General features: G+C 69.6%; 20 protein-coding genes. 5 read left to right on the forward strand and 15 right to left on the reverse strand.

The features are described from left to right. Positions 1-86: 86 nt before the first annotated feature. A complete protein-coding gene (locus ACIA5D_RS31480) occupies positions 87-911 on the reverse strand; it encodes a helix-turn-helix transcriptional regulator (protein WP_396034015.1) in 825 nt (274 codons plus the stop codon). 175 nt (positions 912-1,086) lie between these two features. On the opposite strand from ACIA5D_RS31480, the gene ACIA5D_RS31485 reads away from it, so the two are divergent. Further along, positions 1,087-2,028, forward strand: a complete 942-nt coding sequence (locus tag ACIA5D_RS31485; RefSeq protein WP_396033973.1) for an SDR family oxidoreductase — start codon at positions 1,087-1,089, stop codon at positions 2,026-2,028. 696 nt (positions 2,029-2,724) lie between these two features. Here the strand turns inward: ACIA5D_RS31485 and ACIA5D_RS31490 are convergent. The 6 genes from ACIA5D_RS31490 to ACIA5D_RS31515 all read right to left on the reverse strand — a co-directional run bounded on the left by ACIA5D_RS31490 (position 2,725) and on the right by ACIA5D_RS31515 (position 9,035). Further along, positions 2,725-3,159 carry a hypothetical protein gene (locus tag ACIA5D_RS31490; RefSeq protein ID WP_396033974.1) on the reverse strand — a complete coding sequence of 145 codons (435 nt, stop codon included), beginning with the start codon at positions 3,157-3,159 and terminating at the stop codon, positions 2,725-2,727. A gap of 152 nt (positions 3,160-3,311) precedes the next feature. Beyond that, entirely contained in the window at positions 3,312-4,481 is a 1,170-nt protein-coding gene (locus ACIA5D_RS31495) for a right-handed parallel beta-helix repeat-containing protein (RefSeq protein WP_396033975.1), read from the reverse strand. Between the two features lie 9 nt (positions 4,482-4,490). Beyond that, positions 4,491-6,002 (reverse strand): cellulose binding domain-containing protein, encoded by a 1,512-nt coding sequence (locus ACIA5D_RS31500; RefSeq protein ID WP_396033976.1) that lies wholly within the window; start codon positions 6,000-6,002, stop codon positions 4,491-4,493. Between the two features lie 41 nt (positions 6,003-6,043). Further along, positions 6,044-7,387, reverse strand: a complete 1,344-nt coding sequence (locus ACIA5D_RS31505) for a right-handed parallel beta-helix repeat-containing protein (RefSeq protein WP_396033977.1) — start codon at positions 7,385-7,387, stop codon at positions 6,044-6,046. 13 nt (positions 7,388-7,400) lie between these two features. Continuing rightward, on the reverse strand, positions 7,401-8,447 hold the full coding sequence (locus ACIA5D_RS31510; RefSeq protein WP_396033978.1) for a glycosyl hydrolase 53 family protein: 1,047 nt from the start codon (positions 8,445-8,447) through the stop codon (positions 7,401-7,403). Positions 8,448-8,600: 153 nt separating this feature from the next. Beyond that, positions 8,601-9,035, reverse strand: coding sequence for a hypothetical protein (locus ACIA5D_RS31515; protein ID WP_396034017.1), 435 nt, complete (start codon positions 9,033-9,035; stop codon positions 8,601-8,603). Between ACIA5D_RS31515 and ACIA5D_RS31520 the strand changes: the two genes are divergently transcribed. Then, on the forward strand, positions 8,934-10,010 hold the full coding sequence (locus ACIA5D_RS31520) for an FAD-dependent monooxygenase (RefSeq protein ID WP_396034016.1): 1,077 nt from the start codon (positions 8,934-8,936) through the stop codon (positions 10,008-10,010). The two genes, ACIA5D_RS31515 and ACIA5D_RS31520, sit on opposite strands and share 102 nt — an antisense overlap. A gap of 290 nt (positions 10,011-10,300) precedes the next feature. On the opposite strand, the gene ACIA5D_RS31525 is transcribed toward ACIA5D_RS31520, so the two are convergent. The 4 genes from ACIA5D_RS31525 to ACIA5D_RS31540 all read right to left on the reverse strand — a co-directional run bounded on the left by ACIA5D_RS31525 (position 10,301) and on the right by ACIA5D_RS31540 (position 13,705). Beyond that, entirely contained in the window at positions 10,301-11,509 is a 1,209-nt protein-coding gene (locus ACIA5D_RS31525; protein ID WP_396033979.1) for an MFS transporter, read from the reverse strand. A 5-nt stretch (positions 11,510-11,514) separates the two neighbouring features. Next, a complete protein-coding gene (gene fdxA / locus ACIA5D_RS31530) occupies positions 11,515-11,844 on the reverse strand; it encodes a ferredoxin (RefSeq protein ID WP_396033980.1) in 330 nt (109 codons plus the stop codon). 23 nt (positions 11,845-11,867) lie between these two features. Further along, entirely contained in the window at positions 11,868-12,848 is a 981-nt protein-coding gene (locus tag ACIA5D_RS31535; RefSeq protein WP_396033981.1) for an NAD(P)/FAD-dependent oxidoreductase, read from the reverse strand. Positions 12,849-12,949: 101 nt separating this feature from the next. Further along, positions 12,950-13,705, reverse strand: coding sequence for a FadR/GntR family transcriptional regulator (locus tag ACIA5D_RS31540; protein WP_396033982.1), 756 nt, complete (start codon positions 13,703-13,705; stop codon positions 12,950-12,952). A 91-nt stretch (positions 13,706-13,796) separates the two neighbouring features. On the opposite strand from ACIA5D_RS31540, the gene ACIA5D_RS31545 reads away from it, so the two are divergent. Further along, positions 13,797-14,540: a class II aldolase/adducin family protein gene (locus ACIA5D_RS31545; protein ID WP_396033983.1), complete on the forward strand. Its 744-nt coding sequence runs from the start codon at positions 13,797-13,799 to the stop codon at positions 14,538-14,540. Between the two features lie 57 nt (positions 14,541-14,597). After that, positions 14,598-15,173: a cupin domain-containing protein gene (locus tag ACIA5D_RS31550; protein WP_396033984.1), complete on the forward strand. Its 576-nt coding sequence runs from the start codon at positions 14,598-14,600 to the stop codon at positions 15,171-15,173. 52 nt (positions 15,174-15,225) lie between these two features. Here the strand turns inward: ACIA5D_RS31550 and ACIA5D_RS31555 are convergent, their stop codons facing one another. Beyond that, positions 15,226-16,215 (reverse strand): ABC transporter substrate-binding protein, encoded by a 990-nt coding sequence (locus tag ACIA5D_RS31555; protein WP_396033985.1) that lies wholly within the window; start codon positions 16,213-16,215, stop codon positions 15,226-15,228. A gap of 85 nt (positions 16,216-16,300) precedes the next feature. On the opposite strand from ACIA5D_RS31555, the gene ACIA5D_RS31560 reads away from it, so the two are divergent. Next, positions 16,301-17,326, forward strand: coding sequence for a cupin domain-containing protein (locus ACIA5D_RS31560; RefSeq protein WP_396033986.1), 1,026 nt, complete (start codon positions 16,301-16,303; stop codon positions 17,324-17,326). Here the strand turns inward: ACIA5D_RS31560 and ACIA5D_RS31565 are convergent. Genes ACIA5D_RS31565 through ACIA5D_RS31575 form a run of 3 tightly spaced genes read right to left on the reverse strand, consistent with a single transcriptional unit; the run spans position 17,299 to position 21,573 of the window. Further along, positions 17,299-19,329 (reverse strand): nitric oxide reductase activation protein NorD, encoded by a 2,031-nt coding sequence (locus ACIA5D_RS31565; RefSeq protein ID WP_396033987.1) that lies wholly within the window; start codon positions 19,327-19,329, stop codon positions 17,299-17,301. The genes ACIA5D_RS31560 and ACIA5D_RS31565 overlap by 28 nt on opposite strands. After that, entirely contained in the window at positions 19,326-20,117 is a 792-nt protein-coding gene (locus ACIA5D_RS31570; RefSeq protein ID WP_396033988.1) for a CbbQ/NirQ/NorQ/GpvN family protein, read from the reverse strand. The genes ACIA5D_RS31565 and ACIA5D_RS31570 overlap by 4 nt, the downstream gene beginning before the upstream one ends. Beyond that, positions 20,098-21,573: a hypothetical protein gene (locus tag ACIA5D_RS31575; protein ID WP_396033989.1), complete on the reverse strand. Its 1,476-nt coding sequence runs from the start codon at positions 21,571-21,573 to the stop codon at positions 20,098-20,100. The genes ACIA5D_RS31570 and ACIA5D_RS31575 overlap by 20 nt, the downstream gene beginning before the upstream one ends. Between the last annotated feature and the right edge of the window lie 8 nt (positions 21,574-21,581).

The following is a 21,581-nucleotide window of genomic DNA, read 5'->3' on the forward strand; positions in this document are numbered from 1 at the left end:
TCGCTCCCGCTTCAAACGGCCGACCCCAGCAACCGCCCCACCGCAGTTCCGCGACATCACCGCCTGACCCCCGGCAGCGGTGGCCGTTACGGCCCGATGGCGGCGAGCAGCTGCAATTTCTCGTAGCTCTCGCTACCGGGGGTAGCGGTGTAGACCAGCAGGACGTGCGACTGCCCCGGATCGATCAGCGACTGGCAGGAAAGCTCGAGGTCGCCGAGCTCGGGGTGCACGACGCGCTTGGTGTCGTCGAAGCCGACATCGACCTCGTGCTCGCTCCAGACGGTGCGGAACTCCTCGCTGCGCTCGAGCAGGAGCTCGGTGAGGTGCGCGGCCCGCGAGTTGCGCCCGCGGAGCGTGCGGACCCGGCGCAGCCCGGAGGCGAAGACGCGGGAGTGGTGCGTGTGATCCTCCGGTGGATAGAAGGCCCGGGTGGCCGGGTCGGTGAACCATCGGTAGCCGATGCTGCGGGCCGGGCCGGTGTAGCGCGTGAGGTCGCCGGTGAGCGCGACGCCGAGCGGGGTCTGCCGCAGCGTCTCGCCGAGCTCGGTGATGATCTCGGCCGGGCTGTCGGCCAGACGGTCGAAGATGCGCAGCAGACCCGGACTGATGTGCTCGCTGATCGAGCCCCGGGCCGGGGGATTGTGCCCGGCCAGGCGAAACAGGTGGTCGCGTTCGTCGAGGGACAGATGCAGGCCCTGCGCGATCGAGGCGAGCAGGCGTTCGGACGGGTGCGGGCCGCGCTCGCGCTCGAGCCGGCTGTAGTAGTCGACGGAGAGGTGGCAGAGCGCGGCGACCTCCTCGCGACGCAGTCCGCTGGTGCGCCGGCGTTGCCCGCGCGGGAGGCCCACGTCCTCGGGCTGCAGGGACTCCCGGCGGCGGCGCAGGAACTCGGCGAGCCCAGTTCGATCGATCACGAGGTTGGTTCTACCAGCCGGTCACGGGGTGCAGCCACGGATTGCCGATCCCCCCTTCTCGTCGCCGGCCCACCCGGTCAGCCTGGGATCGACAGGCCGTGGATGTCCCCGAGGATCGCGGCCAGCCTGGAAACACATTCGCCGTCGAGGCCCGAGATTCCAGGAGCACATCATGACGCGTACGCCGACCGACATCGCCGTTCCCCGCCTTGCGGGCAAGCTCGCCGTGGTCACGGGCGCGAGCGACGGCGTCGGACTGGGCCTGGCGGCGCGCCTGGCCGCTTCGGGCGCCGAGGTGCTCATGCCGGTACGCAATCTCGGCAAGGGTGAGGCGGCGATCGCAACGATCCGGCGCCGGCACCCGCAGGCTGTTGTGTCGTTGCGGGAGCTCGACCTTTCGTCGCTCGAGTCGGTAGCCGCGCTCGGGGCGCGCCTGCGGGACGAGGATCGCCCGATCCAGATCCTCGTCAACAACGCCGGCGTCATGACGCCGCCCGACCGGCAGACCACTGCCGACGGGTACGAGCTGCAGTTCGGCACGAACCACCTCGGGCATTTCGCTCTCGTCGCCCAGCTGTTGCCCCTGCTGCGCGCCGGCCGGGCCCGGGTGACGTCGCAGATCAGCGTGGCCGCCAACTCCAACGCCATCAACTGGGACGACCTGAACTGGGAGAAGTCCTACAACGGCATGCGCGCCTACAGCCAATCCAAGATCGCGTTCGGCCTGTTCGGACTCGAGCTGCAGCGGCGCAGCCAGGCCGGGAACTGGGGTATCACCAGCAACCTCGCCCACCCCGGCGTCGCCGCTACCAGCCTGCTGACCGCGCGCCCCGAGGTGGGCCGGGCCCGGCCAACCACCGGGGCTCGTCTGATCCACGCCTTGGCCCGCCGCGGCCTGATCGTCGGCACGTCCGAGACCGCCCTGCTGCCGGCCCTCCTGGCGGCCACCAGCCCGGACGCCCGCGGTGCCCGGATGTACGGGCCGAGCGGTTTTCAGCACCTGTCCGGCGCGCCCGCCGAGCAGACGGTTTACTCCCGGCTCCGAAGCACCGACGACGCGACCCGCATCTGGCAGATCTCCGAGCGCCTCGCCCATACGTCGTTCCCGGCTTGAGCCCGAGGTGTCTTCCAACCTCAACTGGGCGCGGCATCCGCCACGCCAGTTGGATGCCGACGACTATGGGCAAGGTCGGAATCAACGCGCTGCGTCCCCGGACCGAGACCTGCGGCCGTCGCCCGCGGTCGATCAGGCTGCCAGCCGGTCAGTCCTATGCCGTTGTCATCGCGCGTCCGCCCGGCCGGAGGGCGATGACGCTGACCTGGATGGAACGGTCCGGTGGGTCGCTTAGTCCGCGGCGCGGTGTCGTCCGCCGCTGCTCGGCTCAGAGACGCCGGTCTCGCGTTGGCCGAGGGGAAGCGGGCCGGGCTCAACCGCCCTGTCGGCCGGGTGCTGGCCGGCTGAATCTTCGTTCATCCATTCAGATGAATCAGCGGCCACCTCGGTGCGAAGATCCGACAGCCAGTCTTCCAGCTCGTCGTTTGCTCGGTCCGCACGAGCTGGGTCCCTGCTGGGCTCTGCGGCGGGATCGTCGATGGCGCTCATTGGGGAAGCTCCGATCGTTGCGATGCGGACAGGTCAATCCGAGAGTATCGGGGTGGCACGAGGCGCTGCTGGTGGTCGTCGACGTGGCACCCGTTGGATCTGCATGACCGTCTCGATCACGCGATCGAGGCGCCGATCCCCGTCTGTCCGCCGACGGTGCCGTCCGGTCGTGCCTTTGCTCGCTCCCCGGTGCAGCAGGGCATCCGGTCAGGAGATGGTGCGGGCACGCCGCATGAGGCCGATGGCGAGCACAGCCAGTGTCAGGAGCGAGGCAGTTGTGAGATACCAGCCGATGCCAAGGCGGCTGACCGCCTCCGGCTCGATGAGGTTTCCGGCGCTGTCCATGCCGATGGCGCGGACCCGCTCGCCGCTGATCCGGATGCCGTACCAACTGACACAGCTCAGCGCGGTCAGGCCGCCCACGATCGCCGCCCACGCGAACATCCTCCGGCGGTACACCATGGCGGCCACGACACCGGCGAGCACCACCATCAGTGCGCCGAGGAGGACCAGGGTGGCCGGCGCCGAGGCATGGTCGCCGAAGATCACGGTCAGGCCGTTGCGCTTGCCCTCCAACGGGTTGGTCGCCCACGTCAGTCCCGCCCCAAGAGCGGCCATGAGCGCCGACGCGGACAGCTGCAACCATGATCTCCATCGCATGGTGTTCTGACGGGGTGCGGGTCCGCTGGGTTCCGATGACCACGTTCGCGCGCGTCGGACAGCGATTGGCCCTGGTGGAGCCGCAGGTCGTGACGGTCGGCCGCTTCCGGCTCGTGCCGGAAGCGGCCGGTCACCTAGATCTTGGCTCCTACCGCGGCGCCGTTGGCCGGCACCAGGAAGTTGGAGGTACGGATCGAGCCGTCGCTGTTGCGGGCGCCGGTGATCGTGGACTGGTCGGTGCTGAGCAGTGTCCAGGTGCCGCCGATGTTCCACGAGTTGCCCGAGGCCGTCGAGGAGCCCAGCGCCACCGCGGTCTTGTTGCCCACCGCCAGGTTGGCGGTCAGCTTCGAGGCGGAGCCGCCGTCGACGTCGAAGCCGGTCTTCGCGTTCTGGTAGGCGGTGCTGCGGCTGATCGTGATGGTGCCGGTGTTGCCGTTGTCGGTGAAGCCGTGCGCGGCGTTGCCGAACGACATGCTGTTGCTCACCGCGTGGCCGGCGGCCGGGCCGGTGCCGCCGCTGCCGCCCAGCTTGAAGCCGTTGCCGTCGCCGGAGAAGTTGGGGATGCTCCAGCGGTTGTAGCCGTTGCCGTACGCGATGCTGTTCTGGATCGTGATCGGCGAGGTGAAGGCCCACGCGTCGAAGCCGTCGTCGATGTTGTTCCACAGCCGTGCGCCGCGCACCACGTTGCCGGTGCCGCTGCCCTCCTTGATGCCCAGGCCATCGGCGCTCTCGCCGTTCTTGCGCGGGTCCCGGTTGTGGTAGCTGTCCAGGTTGAGGATCAGGTTGCCGGCCGAGGTGCCCTGCAACTGGAAGCCGGTCTCGTAGTTGTCGTGCGTGGACAACCGCTCGAACGTGTTGTTGTTGCAGTTGTTGCAATAGACCGCGTACGGGCCGTGGACGATCTCGAGGCCGGTGATCCGCCAGTAGGAAGCCTCCATGTGGATCGCGCCGCGCTGCGCGCTGGGGATGGTCGAGCCGACCGCGCCGGGCGTGTAGGGCAGCGCCTCGGCGTCGATGACCGGGCGCTCCGACTGGTAGGCGGCGAGCGTGATGGGCGCGCTCGCGGTGCCGCTCTTCGCGATCGTGATGGTGGTGTCGAGTTTGTAGGTGCCCCCGCGCAGGGCGATCGTGTCGCCGGCGGCGACGACGGCGACCGCCTTCTGGATGGTGGCGAACGGCGCGGCCAGGGTGCCGGCGTTGCTGTCGCTGCCGGTGGGCGCGACGTAATAGGTGGTGATGGCCGCGGCGGCGGCCGGCGCCGGCAGGACGAGCACGGCGATCGCGAGGGCGAGCAGGGACTTCACGGAAACCTCCTACCAGGTCAGAGGAAGCGTCGAGAGGTACTGGGTCAGGGCGCCGGCGATGATCCGGTGGTCGTGCTGCGACGGGTGCCAGTCGCAGCCGAGGTGGTCGAGTCCGAGGGCCGTGTCGTCGTAGTACACCGCGGACACGCGGGAGTCGCCCGCGTCGTTGCGCGTCTTGACGATCTGCTGGATCGAGGTGGCGAACGCGGTGGTCTGGTACGACAGATCGGGATAGGTGAGCACGATGAACGTGTCGGAGCCGTACCGGGCCCGCAGCTTGTCGATGAACGCCAGATAGGCCGTCCGGTAGTCGGCGGCCAGTTCGTCGATCGTCGCCCACTTCTCGCCGGAGTTGAGCGCGGTGGAGAAGTCGTTGATGCCGAGGCCGATCACGACCGCTCGCGGTCGCCAGGTGCTCGGCACCTGCCAGGTCGCGCTGTTGTAGAGGGCCTGCAGGTCGGTGTCGTAGTAGGTGCGGAAGTTGTCATCGGGGTTCGTGCCGTTGTAGTTGCGCACCATGCCGAGACCGGACCAGGCGTTGATCTGGTAGCCGGCGTTCAAGCCTTTGGCGGTCAGCGCGCCGAAGCTGACGTCGGCGTTGGTGTTCCGGGTGACGCCGCCGTTGCTGCCGCAGTCCCGCGTGGTGGACATGTCGCCGTAGCCGGCGGTCCACGAGTCGCCGATGAACTCGATCTGCCGGCTACGGGCCGCCGGCTTGGCGAGGATCACGCCGCCGTTCGCGGCGACCAGGCCGTCGAACTCACCCACGGCCCACGGGCTTTCCGTACGCTTCGCCAGCCGCACGGTGTGGTCACGGTCCGCCAGGCCCTTGACCCAATAGGTGGTCTGCCCCGGCGTCACCAGCGTGCCGACGATCGCCCCGTCCACCTCGACGACGTAGTCGTTGTTGGCGTCGTTGAGCACGAGGCCCACGCCGGTGCCGCGGAAGCGTCCTTCGAAGTACGTGCCGGGCCAGGTGAACTGCACTCCGGCGTTGGCCGGCCGGACCCGGCTCGGCGTGCTGACCTGGTCGAGGACGCCGGCGGCGGGCCCGCTGGAGGTCGCCGGGGTCGTCGGGGTCGCCGGCGTCGAGGTGGTGGGCGCCGTGCTGCCGGTGCAGGCGGCGCCGTTGAGGAAGAAGGCGGCGGGCACCGTGTTGGACGCGCCGCTGTTCGAGGCGTTGAAGCCGAACGAGGTGGTGGCCCCGGTGTCGATGCTGCCGTTCCAGGCGGCATTGGCGACCGTGACGCTCGCGCCGGACTGGGTCACGGTGCCGTTCCACAGCTGGTTGATCGTCTGCCCGGCGGTGAACGACCAGGTCAGCCTCCAACCGGTGAGGGGATCGCCGAGGTTGGTGACGTCCACGCTCGCGCCGAAGCCGCCGGGCCATTGGCTGGTCACCTTGTAGGTGACCGTGCAGCCGGCGGCGGCGTGCGCGGCGAGGGCGGTGGAGAGGACGGCGCCGGCGACGATGGCGCCGGTGGTGAGGAGAGCGACCGTTGGACGGGAACGCAGTCGCATCTGTCCTCCTTCCCGGTTGGCGAGAGAGCTTCGCGTGGCTTCTACCGCTGTTCGAAGGCGCCGAGATCCGGCGCCGAGCCCTGGTAGGGCAGGCCGACAGCGGTGCCTTTGTCGATCAGGGTGCTGTTCGCGGAGAGGTGGAGCTGGGGCAGGACGGGCAGGCTGCCGCCGGCTTGGCGGGGCGCGTCCCAACCGGATACCGAGACGCTCTGGAACTGTCCGTCCGACAGGGGAAGGCCCAGATTCCACGAGTTGTACGAGGCGTTCGCGCCGGTCATGTTCGACGTGAGGGTGCCGGCGTAGGCGATGTTGTTGCGCAGGTTCCCCTGGCCGACGGCGGCGCCGCTCGAATCGACCCCCAACATGTTGAAGTCGGGGTGGTTGCCGTAGCTGGTGTTGTTGAAGAAGTCGTTCGCCACCGGATGGTGGTTGGCGTAGAAGCCGGCCGCCCGGTTGGCGAAGGCGACCGAGAGGCGAACGGTGTGCTTCACCGCGCCGGCGTCGTAGTCACCACCGTAGCCGCCCGCCTTGAACCCGTTGCCGTTGCCGGCGGCGGTGGTCGTTCCCGGCACGTAGCCGTTCCGCCACGCCCACGAGCTCTCGATGACCACCGGCGAGTAGGCGTCGATCAGGTCGAAGCCGTCGTCCGAGTTGTTCCAGGCCCGGCAACCGCGGAACACGTTGCTGGGAGCACCGGCCGGCATGTAGTGCGCGCCGAATCCGTCGCCGCTCTCGCCGGCCCCGTTGGAGCTGAGGGAGTCGTAGTTGTCGTGCGCATCGGAGTTCACCACGAGGTTGCCGCCCCCACCGTTGACGAACAGACCCGTACCCATGATGTGGTGGACGTTGATCTGCTCGAAGGTGTTGTTGGCGCCGGAGATCCAGATCCCCCACGATTCATGGTTGAGGGTGTTGTTCTGGCGTACGCCGGTGACTTCCAGTCCCTTGAGGTGGATCCAGCTGCCGGTGACGTCGAAGCCTTTGATGCGGCAGTCGTCGGTCATCCGGGAGAAGTCGAAGATCGGCTTCTCCCCCGGGTATGCCCAGTAGCGGATGGGACTGCCGGAGCCGCCACTCTTGCTCAGGGTGATCGCGTCGACGCGGGCTGTCCGGCTCGAACAGGCGGTGTTCGCGCGACTGTAGGCGTAGGTGCCGCCCCGGAAATAGACCGTGTCGCCGGCTTGGGCAGCGGTTTGGGCGCGGGCGATCGACGCCCACGGAGCGGCCTGGGTGCCCGCCGCGCCGTCGTTGCCGTTGGGGGCGATGTAGTAGGCCATCGCGGCCGCTGCGTGACTCGCCGTCGCCGCGTCGGCGATGATCGCAATGGGGCTGACCGTGACCGCCGCGATGAGCAGAGCACGGGTCGTCGTTGCGGCAGGGTGCATCAGTCGCTCCCGATCACACGTTGAGGAAACCGTCCATGGCCGCCGTGGGCCGTCGGCTGCTCTCGTCCCAGGCTGAACTGTTGTAGTTGTTGAAGGACGGGTAGCCCTCCGGCTCCCAGAAGAAGGTGCCCAGTCCACCGAAGCCCTTGATCCCGGTGACGAACGCCCTCAGCGAGTCGCGCACCTGGGTGGGCTTGCCCACCGGGCCGCCGTACTCGACCTGCATGACCGGCTTGCCGTAGCTGGACTGGATGGTCTGCATATTGGCCAGCACCGTGGGCACGTTCCCGCCCTGGGCGTACGAGGACAGGCCGGTGATGTCCCACTTCCCGCCGTTGCTGCGGTAGGCGTCCAGGAAATTCTGGACGCCGGCCAGGTTCTGCGGCTGGGCCAGGTGCACCAGCACCGGCGTGCTCGGGAAGACCTGCTTGGACATGTCGTACGCGGCGTTGAGCAGGCCAGTCATCTGGGCCGGCTTGCTGATGCTGCCGGTCGGCTTGCAGATGCCGGAGTTGGTCTCGTTGCCGATCTTCACCCATGCCGGCGTCACGCCGTAGTACTTGATGACGTTGCAGGAGTGGTAGACGTAGTCGTACATGGCCTGAAGCATCTGGCTGTAACTCAGGCCGGCCCAGGCCGCCGGCGGGTTCTGCACGCCGACCGAGTTCCAGGTGTCGCCGAAATGGAAGCCGATGAGCACCTGCATGCCGGCGTTCTTGGCGCGCTGCGCCACCTGCGCGGTCTCCTCGATGCTGCAATGGCCGTTGCCCGGGTCGCTGGACGGGTTGACCCAGGTGCGCAGGCTGACCGCCGTGATGCCGTAGCCCTTGAGGATGGTGAACAGGTCCTGCCGCACGCCGCTACTGTTGTTCCAGTAGTAGCCCTTCGCTTCCATCTGCGGCATCCAGCTGATGTCCGCGCCCTTGACGAACGCCGCCGCCGCGTGCGCCGCGGGCGCGATCGCGCCGACGCCCAGCGCGAGGGCGCCGGCGCCGGCAGCCGTCCCGAGCAGCAGGCTACGTCGCGGCACGCCGGCACGTTCGGCCGGTTCACTGGTCATTGATGCCTCCGTCTGGTATCGAAGGTCGTCAATCTATTGACACCTACCGCAGCGAGGAAAGCGCTTACCAGCAGAAGTCACATCATCAGTGAATAGGTGCGGTTTGACCGTTGTCCGGCCCTCTTTCGCATCGCTACCTGTCCTGATGGTTCCTCAAGGCAACAGTTGCGTGGTCAAGGCGTCGGCGAGCCAGTCTTCGTAGCGGTCGGTGGTCCATCCGCGTTCGATGACCAGGGTTCGATAGACCTCGGGCAGGACGAGGGTGAGGTAGATGGCCACGCCGTCGTCGATGCTGACGCCGGGGGCGAGGTGGGCTGCGATGGCTTCGATGTGGCGGCGGAAGGCACCTTCGCGGTTGGCGGCGATGGTCTGCATGTCTCGGGCGATGTCCGGATCGGTGCGGGCCGCTTCCTGGCCCGCGGCCACGCGTACGCACAGCTGCGCACGGGCGTCCTGCTGGAGTCGTTCCAGACCGTCGGCGACGGTGTGCGGGCCACGGTTGTCGAGCGAGCGTCGGGCCGCCGTGCCGAGGTCCGGGCGCGGTGGATGATCGCGGCCGACGGCGCCCGCAGCGGCGTACGTCAGCACCTGGGCATCGCCATGAACGGCCCGGAGGACGTCGGCCGGCAGACGATGATCGCGTTCCGTGCCGACCTGAGCGCGCTGACCGGTCCTCGCCCGCGGGGAATCTACTTCCTCACCGCCACCGGCGCGGCCTTGATCTGGACCCACGCCGACGACCGTTGGGTGATCAGCCGGCCCGGGCCGATCGCTCCCGACGACGATCCCGCCACAGTCGTCCGCCGGATCCTCGGCCTCGGCGACCTGAAGCTGGAGGTGCTGGCCACCAGCCCATGGACGGCAGCCGCGCAGTCGGCCGCCCGGTACGCGCAAGGGCCGGTCTTCCTGGCCGGTGATGCCGCCCACCGCTTCCCGCCCGCCGGCGCTACCGGAGTCAGCGCGGCGATGCACGACGTGCACAACCTCGCTTGGAAGATCGCCGCCGTTGTCCACGGGTGCGGCGGTGAGAAGCTGCTGGACAGCTACGCCGCCGAACGCGAACCGGTCGGCCGGCGCAACGCCGAGGAGACCGGCGCCGCCTGGACGCGGATCTTCACCGGGAACGGTGTGCCGTTCAGCGGACGCAGCCTGGCCCAGCTCGACATGGGCTACCAGTACGCGTCGCCGGTCATCGTCGGCGACGACAGTCCCGACGCTGACCCGGCGGGCGCCGACTACCAGCAGACCGCCGCGCCCGGCCGCCGAGCACCGCACCTGTGGCGAGCCGATGGGACCTCCACCATCGACCTGTTCGACAAACGCTTCGTCCTGCTGACCGCCGCGCCCGGCCACGCCTGGCGCGCCGCCGTTGCCCGCTGCCCCGGCGTACCCGTCGACAGCCACGTCCTGGCCGAACCGCAATGGCCCGACCTGTACGGCGTCGCAGCCGACGGCGCGGTCCTCGTCCGCCCCGACGGGCATGTCGCCTGGCGCAGTGCCACAACGTCCCTCGATCCGGTGGCCGACTTCCAGACCGCCCTGACCACCAGCACCGGCGGCTGACGTTCGCACGTCCACCCGAGCAAACGAAGGGCCGTCCGGAAATTCGGCGACCCCGTGGGGACTCGACCAGGCCGCCGACCTCACCCAAGGACAGATGCGCGCGATCCGCGTCGGGTGGGCAGTGCAGTGCAGTGGGTGCTGTACGCGGTGGTGGTAATCGTGATCTCGGCGGGGCCGGCCAGGCTGCTGGCGGTGGTTGATCCCGCCGGCACCCGCGGCCGGCATCGCATCGACGCGAGCCATGCGGGCAGTGTGCGCGTCGGCGACACAAGTATCGAGATCGGCGTCCCTTATCGGACCGCCGTCTCCGCGGGGCGGTCCAGGCGCGACAGCGCCGGATACAGTGCCAGGCCGATGATCAGGGTGGGGATCCCGCCGACCAGCAGCCCCCAGCGGGCGCCCAGGTTCTGGCCGAACCACCCTACGATCGGGCCGCCGATCGGGGTCGAGCCGACCCACGCCAGCGCCCACAGGGCCATCACCCGACCGCGCATCTCGGGGCGGGCGGTCATCTGCAGGGCGATTTTCCCGTACGAGTTGAAGGTGATGCTCCCGTATCCGACGAGCGCGAGCACCGCGTACTCGATCGGCAGGGTTGGCGCGACGGCGGCCAGCGTGATCGCCGTGCCCCAGCCGATCGCCGAGAGGGCCAGCGCCCGGGTGCCGATGTGCTTGCGGGAGGCCGAGACCAGCCCGCCGGCCACCGCGCCCGCGCCCATCACCGAGGTCATCAGCCCGTACGTGCCGGCGCCGGCATGGAACGTCTGGCCGGCCAGCAACGGGAGGCTCACCGGGAACTCCCAGGCAAGCATCCCGACGAGCGCGATCATCAGCAGCGGGAACAGCAGTTCGGGCGTACGCGCGACGTAGTGGAATCCCTCGCGCACCTGGCGCGGCGCGCGGGGGGCCGATGGCGACCGGGCGATCCGGGCGGTGTCCATCAGCAGCAGCGTGACCACGACGATGACGAACGACAGGGCGTTCAGCGCGAAGCACAGCGCGAGGCCGAGGCCGGCCGCGATCACGCCACCGGCCGCGGCGCCGAAGACCCGGGCGGCGTTGATGGTGATGGAGTTGAGGAGCACGGCGTTGGACAGGTGCTCACGGCTCACCAGGTCGGAGATCATCGACTGGCGTGCCGGGTTGTCGATGACGTTGACCAGCCCGAAGCCGATCGCCAGCAGGTAGACCATCGGCAGGCGGATCAGGCCCAGCGCGATCAGCAGCGCGAAGGCGACGGCCAGCACGGCCGAGGCGATCTGGGTGGCGAACATCAGCCGGCGCCGGTCGAACCGATCGGCGATCACGCCGCCCCACGGGCCGAACAGGAAGACCGGCGCGTAGCGGGCGGCGACGGTCAGGCCCAGTTCGGTGCCGGAGTGGGTCAGGTCGAGGACGAGGAACGACTGGGCGACCGTCTGCATCCAGTTGCCCATGACCGAGGCGAGCTGGCCGACGAAGAACAGGCGGTAGTTGGGCTCGCGCAGCGAGCTGAACATGCCGCTCAGGAGGTGGCCGCCAGCGGTGTGTCGGCGTCGATCCGGCCCAGGCCGGTGGCGCCGCCCGACGATCCCAGCGGCTCGTCGCGGCCGGGCAGCACGCTCTCGAAGAACGCCCGGTTGTCGTCGCGCCACGGCCGGTTGGGCTCGCTCAGCGGGAGGTCGGACGCGATCGCGGCGACCGGGCAGACCGCCTCGCAGGCGCCGCAGTCGATGCACTCCCGGGGGTTGATGTACATCTTGCGACCCCCTTCGTAGATGCAGTCGACCGGGCACTCCTCGATGCAGGACTTGTCGAGCACGTCGAGGCACGCGCCGGTGACGAAGAACGGCATGACGGATCCTTCCAGCAATGCGGCTAGGCGGTGGCGGTCGAGTGGCCGGGGAAGAGCTGCGCGGACGGGTCACCGGCGACGGCCGCGTTGTTGACGGCCAGCGCCGCCTCGCCGAAGCCGACCGAGATCAGACGGACCTTGCCGGGGTACTCGGTGACGTCGCCGGCCGCGTACACGCCGGGGACGCCGGTCGCCATGGTCGAGTCGACGACGATGTGCCGGTCGACGATCCGCAGTCCCCATCCGGTCAGCGGGCCGAGGTCGGCGGTGAAGCCGAGGGCGGCGACCACCCGGGAACAATCGACCTCGTGCAGTTCGCCGGCCGCAGTGCCGCGCAGGATCGCCCGGCTCACCTCGCGGTCGCCGCTGAGGGCGTGGACGACGTACGGCGTACGCACGGTGGCCCGGGATCGGCGCAGCTCGGCGACCGACGCCTCGTGGGCGGTGAAGCGCTCGCGCCGGTGGACGAGCGTGACCGTACGGGCAATGGGCTCGAGGGCGAGCGCCCAGTCCACCGCGCTGTCTCCGCCGCCGACGATGAGCACGTCGTGCCCGGCGTACGCGTCCGGATCGGTCACGAAGTAGTCGACGCCGCGGCCGAGGTACTCACCGCCGGCCGGCAGCGGCCGCGGGCGGAAGGTGCCGATTCCGGCCGCCAGGACGATCGACCGGGTGACGACTTCGGTGCCGGTGGTGGTGTGCAGCCGGATCCGGCCGTCGCCGAGCCGTTCGATCGTGCTCGCGGATTGGCCGAGCAGCCACCGCGGCGCGTACGACTCGGCCTGGCGCAGCAGGGATTTGACCAGATCGCGCCCGCGGACGCCGGGGAGCCCGGCCACGTCGTGGATCAGTTTCTCCGGATAGAGCGCGGCGACCTGCCCGCCGGGTTCCGGCAGCGAGTCGACCACCGCGATCGACATCCCGCGGAAGCCGGCGTAGTACGCGGCGTAGAGCCCCACGGGCCCCGCCCCGACCACGACCATGTCGACCTCGAGATCACTCATCGACCCCTCCTCGTAATGGTCTAACCATTTGACCAGAGGACGGATCCGGACGCAAGAAGACCCCGGCGCGCGTCACAGGCGCCGGGGTCTTCTTGCGACGGTCAGGAAGACTTCTTGCGGCTCACCCGGCGGGCCGTCCGGTCGAGGTGGGCACGCATGATCTCCTCGGCCTTCTCCAGGTCGCGGCGGGCGACCGCCTCGACGAAGTCGCGGTGCTCGTTCGTGCCGCGGACGCCCATCAGCGGCGCCGCCACCTGGGCCTCGCGCAACGACATCAGCAGCGGGCCGTGGAACGAGTGGACGAGCATCTCGATCGCCGCGTTGTGCGTGCACGCGGCCACGCGCTGGTGGAACTCGGCCGACATCTGCATGTTGTACTCGCCGCGCTTGAGCGCCGCCTGGTGCCCGGCGACCATCGCGCGCAGCTCGGCGACGTCCTCCTCGGTCGCGCGGTTGACCACCATCGGGATGATCCCCAGTTCGAAGACCTGACGCGCCTCGGTCACCTCGGCCGCGGTGAGCGGGGACAGGCTGATCAGGTCGGCCAGACCCGTCCCGATCTTGCTGGACGACGGAGTCGTGACGACCGCCCCGCCGCGCGCGCCCACCCGGATCTCGATGAGGCCGCCGGCCTCGAGCACCCGCATCGCCTCGCGGACGGTGACCCGGCTGACGCCCATCCGCTCGCCGAGGTCGCGCTCGCTGGGCAGCCGGTCGCCGGGCCGCAGCTGCTCGCTGCGGATCAGCCCGCGGATCTGATCGACGATCGCCTCGGACATCCGGTTGGACGAGACGGTCTTGTACAGGTCACCGTCGGCCCGCATCGGCTCACGGGGGGCGACCACACCCTCACTCATGTCGGATCCTCACTCGGGGGAAAGCCCGTACTTGAATCTTAACGATTAAAGGTATGACCACCAGTCCACCAATGGCCCCATCATGTCAGACATGACGGATGACCGGATCACAGCCGCGTTGACGGAAGCGATCGCGACCGCCTGCCGGGTCATGGCGGCCGGCGGCCTGGTCGAACACGTGCTGGGTCATATCAGCGCCCGGGCCGGGGACCACCATCTTCTCGTACGGTGCCGCGGGCCGCGAGAGGCGGGCCTGTCCCGCACCCGGCCCGAGGACATCAAGCTGGTCCCGATCCAGGGCCCGGCCGGCGACCTCGATGGCTGGACGCCCCCCAACGAGCTGCCCATTCACACCGGCGTGCTCCGCCGGCGGCCGGAGGTGACCGCGGTCGCGCACGCACACCCACCCGCGGTCGTGACCCACTCACTGCTCGACGAACCTCTGCTCCCGGTGTACGGCGCGTACGACATTCCCGGCGCCCGGATGGCGGCCGGCGGCATCCCGGTGTGGAGCCGTTCCGCCCTCGTCACCACCGATGAGCTGGCCGGGGCCATGGCCGAGGCGATGGGCGACCGGCCGGTCGTGGTGCTGCGCGGGCACGGGGTGGTCAGCGCGGCCGGGGGCGACGACCCGGTCGCCGCGGTCCGGACCGCCGTGCTCCAGGCGTTCGCGCTCGACACCCTCGCGCGGGTCACGCTCGCGGTCCGGCAGGCCGGCGGGACCCCGCGCGCGATCGGCGACGACGACCTGGCCGGGCTGCCCGATCTCGGCGGCGGGTTCAACGTCGAGACGATGTGGCGGCACCTGTTGACACGGCTGCCCGCGGCGGATTGACTTGCCAATGGACTAACCATTAACCCGACCCGCCCCACCGCCGAGGAGGCTCACCGGATGCGCGACGAGTACCCCAAGGGCGTGATCTCCAGCGAGAAGAAGAACCTGGACTCCTCGGAGATCGCCGCCCGCGACGAGTTCAACCGGCAACACCCGCCGACCAAGGGCCTGGTCGTCGAGGACGACCTGCGGAAGATGGAGCTGCCGGCCCGGCCGTGGCGCAAGAACCGCGGGCACTACTTCGACCTGGCCGACTACGAGGTGCTCGGCGCCCACATCTCCGAGCTGATGCCGGGCCGCAACTCCGTACGGCACCGTCACACCACCGAGGCGTACCTGTACGTGGTCAAGGGGCACGGCTTCTCGCTGATCAACTACGACGACGAGCCGATCGAGGCGGTCGAATGGCAGGAGGGCACCCTGTTCGCGCCGCCGCGCTGGGCCTGGCACCAGCACTTCAACCTCGACCCCGACGACACCGCACGCTACCTGGCGATCCAGGACACCGGGCTGCTGCGCACGCTGCGGCTGCACAACATCGAGCGGCACGCCGTCCAGCTCGACCCGGAGGACGCCCGGAGGCTCCTCGCCGAGGCCGTCGAGCAGGGCCGTGGGCACAACGTGAAGCGCTGAGATCCGCGGAACGAGCGCCCGGCGGGAGGGGACTCCGCCGGGCGCTTCCGGGTCAGACCACGACCTTGGTCATGATCCCGTCCGGGAAGATCTCGTCGGGGGTGGCGAGGCGGTGGGCGATGCCCTGCTGATGCGCATAGGTCAGCAACTGCTCGAACGTGGCCCGGTTGGGCTCGATGCCGTACGGGAAGGGATCGCCGCCGAACTGGTCGGTGACCTGCCGCCCGTACGTGGCCAGCCAGGGCAACGGATAGCGCGAGACCGCCGGGTCCAGCAGCCGCTCCACGCTGCGGTTCTTCGATTCCAGGAACGCGTTGTAGAGGTTGCGCGCGACCCACGGGTTCTCGTCGAGGACCGCCCGGCGCATCGCCATCAGGTGCATGACCGGCCAGACGTGGGTCCGGGCGTAGTAGTCGGCCTCCATCGGCTGGAAATCGGGATGGAGCCGGACGACGTCGGGGTGACCCCGCAGGAAGCAGTCCGGCGGACGGGCGATGATCGCGCAGTCGATGTCGCCGGCCGCGAGCAGGTCGGACAGGGAACGATCGGGGACCCGGACGAGCCGGACGCCGGCGGGCAGCGAGAGCTCGACCTTCTCCTGCCGGCCCGGCGAGTTCGCGCCGGCCTGGTACCACTCGATCTCGTCGAGCTTCACGCCGACGTCGTTGTGCAGCCAGCCCCGCATGTAGACGGCGGCCGAATGCGCCCACTCCGGCGACCCGACGCGTTTGCCGCGCAGGTCCTCGACCGACGTGATGCCGCTGCGCCTGTTCACATAGAAAGCCCCGAACCGGAACAGCCGCGAGCAGATCACCGGCAGGCCGACGATGTCCGGATCGTCCCGGGTGACCTGGGCCGCGAACTTGGCGATCGACAGCTCGGCGACGTCCCATTCGCGATGCGCGGTGAATCGGGCGAAGACCTCGTGGTGCCCGAGAACCGACCAGGTGTGGTCGATTCCCTGTGCGGTGACCGTGCCCAGCCGGAAGTCGCGGAAGTGGTCGTAATCCGTGGTCGCGATGCTGAGGTGAACGTTGCCCACCAAGGCCTCCTGATACCTAGAATGGTTAGACCAATGGTCCTATACTGTGGTCCGACGCACAAGCAGAAGGAAGCGAGCCACGAGCATGGCCAAGGGACGCGTATTTGTACGGGGCCTGAACTCCGAGACGTACGGCCTCAACCACTTCCGCCGCGAGCAGCTCGACGCCGAGCGGGTGCGCGACGACTCGGTCGTGGTCGACACCGGCGACAGCGCGGCGCACTCCGGCGACTCGGCCAAGTCCCGGACCTGGTGGCGGATCGGCCCGGGCGACGACCCGTTCCTCACCCAGACCGTGCAGATCCACTTCGTCGAGCTGCCCCCGGAGAGCTCGAACCGGGGGCACGGCCACCAGAACGAGGCGGCGTTCTACATCCTCGAGGGGCGCGGCTACGAGATCCACGACGATCAGCGGTACGACTGGAAGAAGGGCGACCTGGTCTTCGTGCACACGGACTCGGTGCACCGCCACTTCAACCCGTACGACGAGCGGGCCGTCTGCCTGGTGATGAAGGCCAAGTCGACGTGGATGTTCATGGGCCTGATCCAGCAGGGTCGCTCGGGCCCGATCGACAACCCGGAGAAGTTCGGCGAGCGCGAGGACTGGACCCGCATCTGGACGCCGGGCGTGCTGGACCGCAAGAAGGTCGTCAGGGCCGAGGACGGGCAGTGGGAGACCACCCCGATGGGCCACATCCGGGTGATGAACAGCAAGGAGCAGACCGACCACCGCCAGTTCTCGGTCGACGTGCAGGAGCAGAAGATTCCGGCGGCCGGCCGGTCCGGCAAGTACTGGAAGATGGCGGACGAGGTGGTCTACGTCCTCGAGGGCGAGGGGTACTCCCTGCACTGGGAGGTGGAGGCCGAGATCGCCGAGCGCTACTACGCGCGCATCGCGAAGGAGCCGACCCGGCACGAGATCCGGGAGGGCGACACGCTCTACGTCCCCCAGAACACGATCGTGCAGCACTTCGCGGCCGACGGCACCCCGCTGCACCTGCTGTCCGTGCAGAACCGCATCTTCAAGTACCTGGGCTACGACACGGTCCACTACCTCGAGAACGCGCCCGAGTACGAGGAGAGTCACGCCGCGTTGCGGGCCACCAGGTAGAGCGAGGCCAGCGCCTCCGGGAGTCCCATGGCGTCGGCGATGACGTGGTACTCCCGGGGGCTGCACATCGTGCCCAGGTAGTCGGCGCCGGCCGGGTCCACCGTGATCAGGTAGGGCCGCACGCCGGCGTCGCGGGCCTCGGCCAGCGCCCGGGCCGTGTCGCCCACCGCGTACCCGAGAACCTGGTCGTCGCCGTACTGCTGGCCGTAGTCGAGGTCGTAGGGACGGCCGTCCGAGATGATCAGCAGGATCTTCGTGGCGGCGTCGTGGCGGCGCAGCCGCGCGGTCAGATGGCGGATGGGCGGGCCCATCCGTGTGGTGTGATCGGGGACCAGGCCGGCCAGGCGGTGCAGCATCGCGGGCGTACGGCGTTCGTCCAGGTCCTTGACGACGCAGACGCGCACGTCGTCGCGCCCGCCGCTGGAGAACCCGAAGATGCCGTACGTGTCCCCCACCTGGTCCAGCGCCTCCAGCAACAGGCTGACCGCGTCCCGCTGCAGGTCGAGGATCCGTTTCACCGGGGTGGTCCCGGGCAGCCGCTCGGCCGTCGACGAGCTCAGGTCGATCGCGAACGCCACCGCCACGTCCCGGCGGCGCTCCTGAACGCTGACGAACGTGCGGTCGCTGGGCTCGGCGCCGGTACTCAGGTCGATCAGCGCCTCGATGCACGCGTCCAGGTCCAGGTCGTCGCCGTGCCGGCTGCGCCGGACGAAGTCGCGGCCGGCCGGACGGACGCGGGACAGCTGACCGACCAGGTTCGGCAGGAGGTGACCGTGCCGGGCCAGGGCGCCGCGGTGGCTGCGCTCCGGCTTGGGCTTCGACTCGCTGCGCGGGCGCCGGGACCGGACCAGCGTCCAGTCGGCCAGGTATCGTCCGGCGACCGAGTCCCATTCCGGGTACACGAACTCGTCCCGCCCGTGGGCGTGCAGGTGGCCGTGGGCGTGGTCGTGATGGTCGTCGAGGTCCGGGCCGTGGTCGTGCGGCAGCGGCTCGGGCGGGGTGTCCGGACGATCGGTGGCGGTCACGTCGACGCCGCCCCGCTCGGCCTGCAGCGACCGCTCGACCAGGCCGTCGGTGTCCTCGTCCGACGAATCGGCGGACAAGGCGTCGTCGGGGGTCATCCGCAGGATCGCCTCCTGCAACGGCATCCCGGACGCCTGCTGACCGGCGTAGCGGGGGCCGGGCACGTCCCGGTAGCGCACCGGGTGGAAGCGGACGTCGAACTTCTCGTCGCCCTCCAGCCGGATCTCCTTCTCCCCCAGCCGGAACCAGGCGTCGTCGACGTCCTCGTCCAGGCGGGCGAAGGCCAGCGGCCGTACGCTGCGCCGCACGCCGACGTTGGGCAGCGCCGCGAGGACCTGGTAGAGCCGGATCGCCGCCTCGGCCGACGACTCCGCGGTGGCCGCGGGCGACGCCAGCAGGCGGGCCACGGAGACGGCGCGCGCCAACGGCGTACGCAGCTCCCCGGGCGCCATGACCGAGGTGGCGCCGAGCGAGAACCGTACGAGAGCCTCGGCAACGGCCGCGCGCGGAGGCAGCAGCGTGAGGTCCGGCCGGTCCTGCAGCGCCTGGCGCTGCACCCCGCGGAAAGCGGGCGCGAGACCGGGGAAACGCCGCATAGCCGCCGCGTCGATCCGCAGATCCTCGGCGAGCGCGTAGCACTCGACCGCCAGCGCCGCCCGCCCGAACCACCCGCTGAACTGTTCCAGCGCGGGCCGGCTGTTCCCGGAAAAGAGGCGCAGGCGACGGAACAGCGGCTCGGGGGCGTCGAGGTCGGGCGTGAACGTGCCGAGCGCGTGGTGCAGCGCCCGATGGGTGAGCGCCACGTCGTAGAAGCCGTCGACCGGCGGGGCGGTGAGCGGCAGCCGTACCGTCGTCTGGGTGTCGGGGTGTTGCCAGAGGTCGGCGTCGTCGGCGTACGCGGAAAGCTCGCAGCCCCGCCGTGACAACGCCCGGAAGTACAGGGTCAGCGGCAGCTGGTCCGCCTCGAAGGCCGGCCTCATGCGAAGACGGCCCGGGCGACCCGCCGTACCGCCTCCTGGATCTCCGCGTCGTCGCTGATCGCCTGCACCAGGGCGACGTCGCAGGCCCGCAGCGGCGGCACACCCTTGCGGATCAGCGCGCCCACGTACACCAGCAGCCGGGTGCTGGGCCCCTCGATCAGGTCGGCCTCGTCGAGGTTGCGCAGCCGATCCCCCAGGAAGGCCAGCGATTCCGCGGTCGCCGCTTCGACACCGGACTCGTGCTCGATGATGGCCGCCTCCAGGCCGGCGTCCGGATAACCGAACTCGATGGCCATGAACCGCTGCCGGGTGCTGGGCTTGAGGTCCTTGGCGGTGGCCTGGTACCCGGGGTTGTAGGAGACGACCAGCAGGAAGTCCGGGTGGGCGGTGAGCGAGGCGCCGAGGCGCTCGATCGGGAGCGTGCGCCGGTGGTCGGTCAGCGAGTGCAGGACGACCGTGGTGTCCTTGCGCGCCTCCACGACCTCGTCGAGGTAGCAGATCGCCCCGGACCGTACGGCCTGGGTGAGCGGCCCGTCCAGCCACGTCGTCCCGTCGGTGTTCAGCAGGTAGCGCCCGACGAGGTCGGCCGCGGTCATGTCGTCGTGGCAGGTGACGGTCACCAGGTCGTGGGTGAGCTGCCAGGCCATGTGCTCCACGAACCGGGTCTTGCCGCAGCCGGTGGGTCCCTTGAGCAGGACGGGGATGCGTTCCTCGTACGCGGCCCGGAACAGCGAGACCTCGTCGCCCGTCGGCAGATAGAACGGCGCCTCAAGAAGCGTGCCGGACATCGGCGAACTCCCCCCGTTGCTCGCGGGCGATCCAGGACACCGGATCGGCCGCGTAGTCCCGCCGGTAGTCGCCGGGGAAGTTGATGCCGGGCAGGGCCGGGATCCAGTCGTACTCGAGGTGCTCGGTGCCGCCGAGACTGCTGGCCAGCCGGACGACCCGGGGGTGGTCGAGCGCGGCGATCCGTCCCTTGTCGATCAGCGTGAACCACTCCCCGGTGTCCCGCCGCTTGATCCGGTAGGTCGCGAACAGGTTGTGCACGTGCGGGAAGTGCATGGTCGGCAGCTTGTTGCGCTTGGCGTAGTCGAGGAATGTCTGGTCCCAGTGCTCGGCGCCGAACCCGAAGTGGATGACACCGGCCTGGGCCCGCTCGGGCAGGTTGGTCCAGGAGTCGTTGTACTTCCAGAGCGTCTCGATCTGCCGGTAGCTCTTGGGGTTGGTGCCGATCGACGCGTCGTTGAAGTACGCCCACCCCTTGTAGGGGAACCCCGGGTACTGCACGTCCCGGTACCGGTCCACGACCTCCCGCCAGAGATCGCCGTAGCGACCGCCGCCCTCGATGCCGGAGATCATGCCGCCCTCGATGGTGATGGAGATGTGCGGGTAGTACCCGGTGTGGTTGCTGGTTCCGCCGATCACGCCGTTGAGGGTCGGCATCAGGGTTCTGGCTTCCCGCAGGAACGTCGCGGCGGGGTGGCCGAACCTGATGCCCTGAATCGTCGATCCAAGGATATGTCCGGAGATGTATGCGCCTTTTGGCCACAGCTCGGCCTGCTCGGGCGTGACCTTCCAGCCGATGTCCGTGCCCTCGGGACTGGTGATCCGAACCTCGGACGCATTGCGGAACGCATCGACCACCATCAGGTCCACGGTGCGCCAGATCTCGTCCGGCACACCGTTGGCCCGGGAGATGAAGTCCTCGTACGTGGAGTAGACCCAGTTGTTGCGGATCCGTTTGCCGGCCGCCCGCTTCCAGTGCGACCGCCCGGCCTCCCCCGCGTACACCCCGGTGAAGCCCGGCCGGTCGTCGAGGAACTTCTTGAGCGCCGCCGCCGCGACGTTGAACTCGACGCCCTCCTCGATCATCGGCGGCAGCCGGTCGGTGATCTCCCGCCAGCCGTCGGCGGCGCTGTATTCGCGGACCTCCATGCCCAGGTCGGTCACGTCGATCCGGTCGACCTTGGCCACGCCCAGCTCGAGCAGCGCCCGCCGCAGGGCCTGGAAGACCAGTTCGTGCTGGTGCGGGAAGGTGACGATCAGTAGCTCGTCCCCCGGCCGTACGTCGCCGAGCGCGGAGCGGCCGTAACGGCGCCGGACGTGCGCCCGCGCCAGCGGCATCAGTTCCTCGATGTCGTCGGTGCGGTCCTGCAGCAGGTAACGGGGAAATCGGGGGGCGGGAAAGTCGAAACCGTCGAGGGGCGCGGGGACCCCGGGTGCCTGGAGCGCGGGTGTGGACAAGACGGACT

The sequence above is a fragment of the Actinoplanes sp. NPDC051513 genome, from assembly GCF_044454685.1.
Classification (GTDB): Bacteria; Actinomycetota; Actinomycetes; order Mycobacteriales; family Micromonosporaceae; genus Actinoplanes.

Excerpts from the sequence above, each read along its gene's own strand:
- ACIA5D_RS31510 (WP_396033978.1), bottom strand. The coding sequence starts at position 8,447 with ATGACCAGTGAACCGGCCGAACGTGCCGGCGTGCCGCGACGTAGCCTG.
- ACIA5D_RS31550 (WP_396033984.1), top strand. The coding sequence starts at position 14,598 with ATGCGCGACGAGTACCCCAAGGGCGTGATCTCCAGCGAGAAGAAGAAC.
- ACIA5D_RS31535 (WP_396033981.1), bottom strand. The coding sequence starts at position 12,848 with ATGAGTGATCTCGAGGTCGACATGGTCGTGGTCGGGGCGGGGCCCGTG.
- ACIA5D_RS31500 (WP_396033976.1), bottom strand. The coding sequence starts at position 6,002 with ATGCGACTGCGTTCCCGTCCAACGGTCGCTCTCCTCACCACCGGCGCC.
- ACIA5D_RS31485 (WP_396033973.1), top strand. The coding sequence starts at position 1,087 with ATGACGCGTACGCCGACCGACATCGCCGTTCCCCGCCTTGCGGGCAAG.
- ACIA5D_RS31505 (WP_396033977.1), bottom strand. The coding sequence starts at position 7,387 with ATGCACCCTGCCGCAACGACGACCCGTGCTCTGCTCATCGCGGCGGTC.
- ACIA5D_RS31570 (WP_396033988.1), bottom strand. The coding sequence starts at position 20,117 with ATGTCCGGCACGCTTCTTGAGGCGCCGTTCTATCTGCCGACGGGCGAC.
- ACIA5D_RS31560 (WP_396033986.1), top strand. The coding sequence starts at position 16,301 with ATGGCCAAGGGACGCGTATTTGTACGGGGCCTGAACTCCGAGACGTAC.
- fdxA (WP_396033980.1), bottom strand. The coding sequence starts at position 11,844 with ATGCCGTTCTTCGTCACCGGCGCGTGCCTCGACGTGCTCGACAAGTCC.
- ACIA5D_RS31565 (WP_396033987.1), bottom strand. The coding sequence starts at position 19,329 with ATGAGGCCGGCCTTCGAGGCGGACCAGCTGCCGCTGACCCTGTACTTC.
- ACIA5D_RS31545 (WP_396033983.1), top strand. The coding sequence starts at position 13,797 with ATGACGGATGACCGGATCACAGCCGCGTTGACGGAAGCGATCGCGACC.
- ACIA5D_RS31540 (WP_396033982.1), bottom strand. The coding sequence starts at position 13,705 with ATGAGTGAGGGTGTGGTCGCCCCCCGTGAGCCGATGCGGGCCGACGGT.
- ACIA5D_RS31525 (WP_396033979.1), bottom strand. The coding sequence starts at position 11,509 with ATGTTCAGCTCGCTGCGCGAGCCCAACTACCGCCTGTTCTTCGTCGGC.